This window comes from Natronomonas sp. (assembly GCF_036625485.1).
Classification (GTDB): Archaea; Halobacteriota; Halobacteria; order Halobacteriales; family Haloarculaceae; genus Natronomonas.
This window is the reverse complement of record NZ_JAZKTR010000146.1, coordinates 1-6,001: the sequence shown is the minus strand read 5'-3', so window position 1 is coordinate 6,001 and position 6,001 is coordinate 1. Positions and strand designations below refer to the sequence as shown.

6 protein-coding genes are annotated in these 6,001 nt (G+C 64.8%); 3 read left to right on the top strand and 3 right to left on the bottom strand.

What is annotated here, in order from left to right; genetic code table 11:
• Nucleotides 1-1,523 (bottom strand): hydantoinase/oxoprolinase family protein (locus tag V5A53_RS12205; protein WP_332313892.1); only part of this gene is annotated, 1,523 nt, incomplete at its 3' end.
• 190 nt (nt 1,524-1,713) lie between these two features.
• Between V5A53_RS12205 and V5A53_RS12200 the strand changes: the two genes are divergently transcribed.
• On the top strand, nt 1,714-2,385 hold the full coding sequence (locus tag V5A53_RS12200; RefSeq protein ID WP_332313891.1) for a helix-turn-helix domain-containing protein: 672 nt from the start codon (nt 1,714-1,716) through the stop codon (nt 2,383-2,385).
• On the opposite strand, the gene V5A53_RS12195 is transcribed toward V5A53_RS12200, so the two are convergent.
• The gene (locus V5A53_RS12195) at nt 2,386-3,579 is read right to left on the bottom strand and encodes an acyl-CoA dehydrogenase family protein (protein ID WP_332313890.1); all 1,194 of its coding nucleotides are present in this window, start codon (nt 3,577-3,579) and stop codon (nt 2,386-2,388) included.
• A gap of 110 nt (nt 3,580-3,689) precedes the next feature.
• Between V5A53_RS12195 and V5A53_RS12190 the strand changes: the two genes are divergently transcribed.
• Together V5A53_RS12190 and V5A53_RS12185 are read left to right on the top strand one after the other, a co-directional pair.
• The gene (locus V5A53_RS12190) at nt 3,690-4,499 is read left to right on the top strand and encodes an RIO1 family regulatory kinase/ATPase domain-containing protein (RefSeq protein ID WP_332313889.1); all 810 of its coding nucleotides are present in this window, start codon (nt 3,690-3,692) and stop codon (nt 4,497-4,499) included.
• A gap of 49 nt (nt 4,500-4,548) precedes the next feature.
• A complete protein-coding gene (locus V5A53_RS12185; protein WP_332313888.1) occupies nt 4,549-5,046 on the top strand; it encodes a LabA-like NYN domain-containing protein in 498 nt (165 codons plus the stop codon).
• A gap of 13 nt (nt 5,047-5,059) precedes the next feature.
• Here V5A53_RS12185 and V5A53_RS12180 read toward each other — a convergent pair.
• On the bottom strand, nt 5,060-6,001 hold a 942-nt coding region (locus V5A53_RS12180; RefSeq protein ID WP_332313887.1), incomplete at its 5' end, for an amidohydrolase.

Genomic DNA, 6,001 nt, shown 5'->3' with positions numbered 1-6,001 from the left:
TCGTCGCCGGTGACGTCGTCGTCAGTCTGGAGGTAGGTCTCCGAGAACTCGTTTTGGACGTCGGAGGTGAGGAAGCCGAACGCCGACATAACGCCGGGGCCCGGCGGAATGACCAGCGGATACGAGTCCATCACGTCCGCGAGCGCGTTGGCGTGCATCGGGCCCGCCCCGCCGAAGGCGACCAGGCCGAAGTCGCGCGGGTCGTACCCCCGCTCGACGGAGACGACACGGAGCGCGCCGTGCATGTTCTCGTTGACGATGTCGAGGATGGCCTGTGCGGCCTCCTCGATGGAACTGCCTCGCTCCTCGGCGATACCCGCGATGGCCTCGCGGGCTGCCTCGTGGTCGAGATCCATCTTCCCGCCCAGCTGGACTCCCGATGGGATGCGACCGAGGACGACGTTCGCGTCGGTGACCGTCGGTTCCTCGCCGCCCTGCCCGTAGCAAGCAGGACCGGGGTCGGCACCGCTGCTTTCCGGGCCAACCTGTAGCGACCCGCTCAACTGGACGCGAGCAATGGAGCCGCCGCCCGCGCCCACCGTGTTCACGTCGACCGACCGGGATTTGAACTCCCGATAGCCGACCTTGGTCTGGCGCGTCGTCTCGGGCGTCCCGTCTTCGACCAGCGAGACGTCCGTCGATGTGCCGCCCATATCCAGCGTGAGGACGTCCGGTACGCCCTTCTTCGAGGCGATGGTCGCGGCACCGACGACGCCGCCGCTCGGCCCGGAGAGTGCGAGTTCGACCGGCCGGCTCTTGGCGGCCGCCGAACTCATCAGTCCGCCGTCGGACCGGACGACGTTCATCTTGGCCGTCGACCCGGCCTCGTCCAGCGACGCGTCGAGGTCGTCGAGATACCGAATGACCTGCGGACGGGCGTAGTCGTTGATGACCGTCGTGAGCGTCCGTTCGTACTCGCCGTACTCCGGGACGATCTCCGAGGAGATCGAGACGGGCAATTCAGAGGTTTCCTCTTCGACGATCTCCCGGACCCGCTCTTCGTGTTCCGGATTGAGATACGAGTTGAGCAGGGCGACGGTCAACGACTCGACGCCTGCGTCTTCCAGCTCCCGAACGGCCTCGCGGACCTCCGCTTCGTCGAGCGGCTCCATCTCTTCGCCATCCGGCGAATTAATCGTCCCCGAAATGCCTCTCGTGTCGACGAGGTCCGCAAGTGGGTCGGGTTTCTCCATGTCCATCCAGCCGTACAGCGGGCCGGGCGTCCAGGCGCGCGCCAGATGCAGGACGTCCTCGTGTCCTTCGGTCGTGATGAGCCCGACCCGAGAGCCGGTCTCCTCGAGCAACATGTTCGTCACGACCGTCGTCCCGTGAAAGAGGAGGTCCAGTTCCCCGACCGACGTGCCGGCTTTCGTGGTCGCCTCCTCGATGCCCTGTAAGACGCCTTCAGAGGGATTCTCCGGCGTTGATAGTACTTTGTCTATCGTGAGTTCATGCGTGGCTTCGTCGAACACGATGACGTCCGTAAAGGTGCCACCGACGTCCACGCCGAGGTTGTGTGTCATTTGGTATCGTACACTTAGGATACAGTCGTTCGGAGGGTAAGAATTCTCCCAACAGCTGTTGGGTCTTTTTATACTATGGTCGAGTCATCGCTTGCCGATGCTCGGCCGGGAGGGCAACGAAGCGTTCGAAATGTGGCATGATGCACGACCATTTATCGTCGTTGGGCGCAGATAGTCCGGGAACCCCGAGATGTTCACCGCGACGATCCACTTCACGCAACACCGGGAATGCATCCTCCGGCGACTCACGGCGGATGCCGACACGCCACTGCCGATCGAGATCGAGGAGGTCCGGAACGGGTCGGTGACGTTCGTCATCCGAGCGGGTGAGTACGCCGAGCGGTTCCAGCGGGAACTCGACGCCGCCGAACAGGTCGAACACGTCGATAGACTGGATTCCGACAACCTCCTCGTGACGAAGCCGTCCTGTGGCGCGTACTCGGCCATCTACCGGAACCACGGGACGCTACGCCGGTCGAACACGGTTCACGGCCAACAGCGGGAGTACAACGTATTGGTGTTCCGTCGGGACGACCTCAAGGACATCATCGACGACCTCGAAGCGTTCGGAACCGTCACCCTCGGGAAACTCGAACAGTTCAGCGCCACGTCCGAATCCCCGCTGACCGAACGCCAGCAGGAAGTCGCCGGGGAGGCACTCGCCCGTGGCTACTACGAGTGGCCCCGGAAGATCAACAACGAAGAACTCGCCGAGACGCTGGATATCAGTCGAGCAACGTTGCACGAACACCTCCGAAAGGCCGAACGGAAACTGCTGTCGGCGGCGCTCGATGACGAAGCAAACCGCACGGATGGCCTCCGGGCCGAACACGGACCGGCCGCGAAACCGAACAGACAGTAGTTACAGTCCTAACTCACGACCCAACACGAGATGCTGGATCTCGCTCGTACCCTCGCCGATCTCCATGAGTTTGGCGTCGCGGTAGAACCGCTGGGGGGCGAAGTCGGTGGTGTAGCCGTAGCCGCCGAGCACCTGCACGGCGTCCTCGGCGATCTCCCGTGAGATCTCGGAGGCGTCGAGTTTGGCCAGCGAGGAGATGCGGGTCACGTCCTCGCCGTTGTCGTATTTGACCGCGGCCTTGTGGGTGAGCAGGCGCGCCCGCTCGATCTTCCGGTCCATCGAGACGATCATGTCGCGGACGGCGTCGAACTTCGAGATGGGCTGGTCGAACTGCTCGCGCTCGGTGGCGTAATCGCGGGCGGCCTCGAAGGCGCCCTGTCCGAGCCCCGTCGAGAGGGCGGCAATGGAGATGCGGCCGCCGTCCAGGGTCTTCTTGGTCTGGTCCCAGCCGTCGCCCTCCTCGCCGAGGAGGCGGTCCTCGGGGACCCGGACGTCGTCGAGTTGGATCTCGCAGGTCGGCGAGGCGTTGAGACCCATCTTGTCCCAGACGGTCGTGACCTCGAAGCCGTCGTCCTCCTCGGGGTCGACGATGAACGTCGAGATGCCGTCGTAGCCGGCGCCGGGGTCGGTGACGGCCTTGACGAGGACCGAGCCGGCGACGTTGGCGTTGGTGATGAACTGCTTGGTGCCGTTGAGGACGTACTCGTCGCCGTCCTGCTCCGCCTCCGGCGGTGCAGGGCTCGCCGAGCTCTGCTCGGCGGTGTCCTTCTCGGCCATCGTGTCCATGTCGGAGGCGTCCGACCCGGATTCGGGTTCGGTCAGCGCCCACGACCCGAGGTATTCGCCCTCCGCGAGGGGCTTGGCCCAGCGTTCCTTCTGTTCTTCGGTGCCGAACTTGATGATCGGCATCGTCGCCAGCGAGGTGTGGGCGACATACGACAGGCCGATAGAGCCGGAAACGCGGCCGAGTTCCTCGGCGACGAGCGAATACATGAGGTAATCGCCGCCGGCGCCGCCGTACTCCTCGGGGACGGGCACGCCCATCAGGTCGAGATCGGCCAGTTCCGCGAAGATCTCCTCGGGGAAACGGTGCTCGTCCTCGATCTCTTGGGCGATGGGTTCGATGTTCTCCTCGCAGAAGTCCCGGACGACCTCGCGGGTCATCCTGTGTTCGTCGGGGAGCGTAAAGTCCATGTGATAGCCTACGACGGCGGAAAAATAAACGTGCCGGGAGCGAAAACCACGCGTGTATCGGTTATCCTCCGTACGGACGTTTAAGTCCCGAGGCGACCTACGCTGAGTGAATGGCGTTCCGACGCGTCCTCCGGGCGAGCGTGCCTCAGTCCCGACTCCAGGCGGTCGGCAAGGAGGTCGCGGAACGCTACGGTGAGTCGCTGGAGTCCATCGAATCGCTCGAAGCGGACAACTGGCTGTCGGTGCCGTGTGTCGTCAACGAACGCTGGTTCGTGAAGGTCATCGCCGGCCAACATACGCTGGTTCACGGCCTCTTGACGACGGGTCGCAACATCGGCGCCTTCTCCTCGGGTACCGAGGGCTTCTTCGAGCACTTCTCGACGCCACTGGAGATGGCCGAACACGAACTCGAATCGACCCGGCGGATGCGCGAGTTGGGCGTCGAGGCGCCCGAACCACTCGAAGCGTTCGAACACGACGGCCTCGGCGTACTCGTTCTCGAATATCTCCCGTCGTTCCGGACGCTCGAAGAGGTGTCGGAAGCGCAACTCGAAACCCTGACCCCCGACCTCTTCGAGAACCTCTCGCGGATGCACGCCGCCGGCATCGCCCACGGCGACCTGCGTGCCGAGAACGTCCTCGTGGCGCCGAAAGACGGGGAGGAGACCCTCTATTTCATCGACGCGACGCGGGTCGACGACGACGCTATCGAGGACGCGAAAGCCTACGATATCGCGTGCGCGCTGGCCTCTCTGGCCCCGCTTGTAGGGGCGGCCGACGCCGTCGCTGCGGCCGCCGACTACTACTCCCCCGAGGAGTTGCTCTCGGCCCGGAACTTCCTGGACTTCGTCAACCTCCGGCCCGACCACGACTTCGATGCCGCGCAGGTGAAAGGCGTGATCGAGAAGACCGCTACGTGAGCGGAGGGTCGATACGAAGGCATATCCGGGAGGCCGAACCATTTCCGATATGCCGCCGATTCACGCAAACCAGCGAGTGGCCGTCCTTGCCGACTCGCAGAACCTCTATCACACCGCCCACACTCTCTATTCGCAGAACCTCGATTACACCGCCATCCTCGATGAAGCCGTCGCCGACCGCGAACTCGTCCGTGCTATCGCCTACGTCATCCGCGCGGAATCGCCCTCCGAGGAGGACTTCTTCGAGGCGCTCCGCGACATCGGTTTCGAGACGAAGATCAAGGACATCAAGACCTTCGCCGACGGCAGCCAGAAGGCCAACTGGGACCTCGGGATGACGCTGGACGCCGTGACGCTGGCGTCCAAGATCGACGCGTTCGTCCTCTGTAGCGGCGACGGCGATTTCGCCCGCCTGTGTACCCACCTCCGCCACGAGGGCGTCCGCACCGAGGTCATGGGCTTCGGCTCCTCGACGGCCGAGGAGTTGGTCGAAGCCGCCGACTCCTTCGTCGATCTGAGCGAAGACGAAGAGCGGTTCCTTTTATAAGCGGACAGGAGTGCTACGGCTGGGACCCCGGCGACTGCCGACTCGTCGCCTCGATAGCCTCGCTCAGCACGTCGACGCCGATTTCGAGCGAGTCCTCGTCGACATCGAACGTCGCCGTGTGGTGGCCGCCGGGATGGTCCGTCCCGATGCCGACGTAGGTCGCGAGACCGCCGTTGTCCTGGACGTACTGCATGAGGAAGGTGGCGTCTTCGCTGCCGCCGAGTTCGCCCCGGCGGGTCGGCTGTCGGACCTCGGGGTGGGACTCCGAGATGCCGTGGACGATATCGACCAGTTCCTCGTCGCTTTCGGCGGAGGGAGCCTCCCCTTCGACTTTTATATCGCACTCGCAGTCGTGGGACAGCGCCGCGCCCTCGAAGACCTTCTGGGCGCGCTCGAAGGTGTAATCCCGGATCTCGGTCGTCTCGCCGCGGACCTCGCCGTGGACGAACGCCTCTTCGGGGATGATGTTCGTCGCCGTGCCGCCGCCGACTCGGCCGGCGTTGACGCGGGAGGCGCCGTCGCTGTGCCGCGGGATGCCGTAGAGGTTCCCGACTGCGGTCGCCATCGCCTGCACGGCGTTTCGACCCTCTTCCGGCCGGGCGCCAGCGTGTCCCGGTGCGCCCGAAAACGTCGTGTAGAACTGCGTCACAGCGAGGATACCGCCGATGCCGGCGACGACCTCGCCGGTCGGGAAGTCGAGGCCGACGTGGATCGCATAGAGGTAGTCGACGTCGTCGAGGTGGCCGGATTCGGCCATCGGCTTGCCGCCGCCGATGACCTCCTCGGCCGGCTGGAAGAAGACCTTCAGCGTCCCCGAGAAGTCGCTGTCCTTGACCGCCTCGATGACGCCGAGGCCGATGGTCGCGTGGGCGTCGTGGCCGCAGGCGTGCATCGCGCCCGTCTCCGAGCGGAAGCCCTCGCGGGCGGGGTGGTGGTCATCGTCGGTCGATTCCTC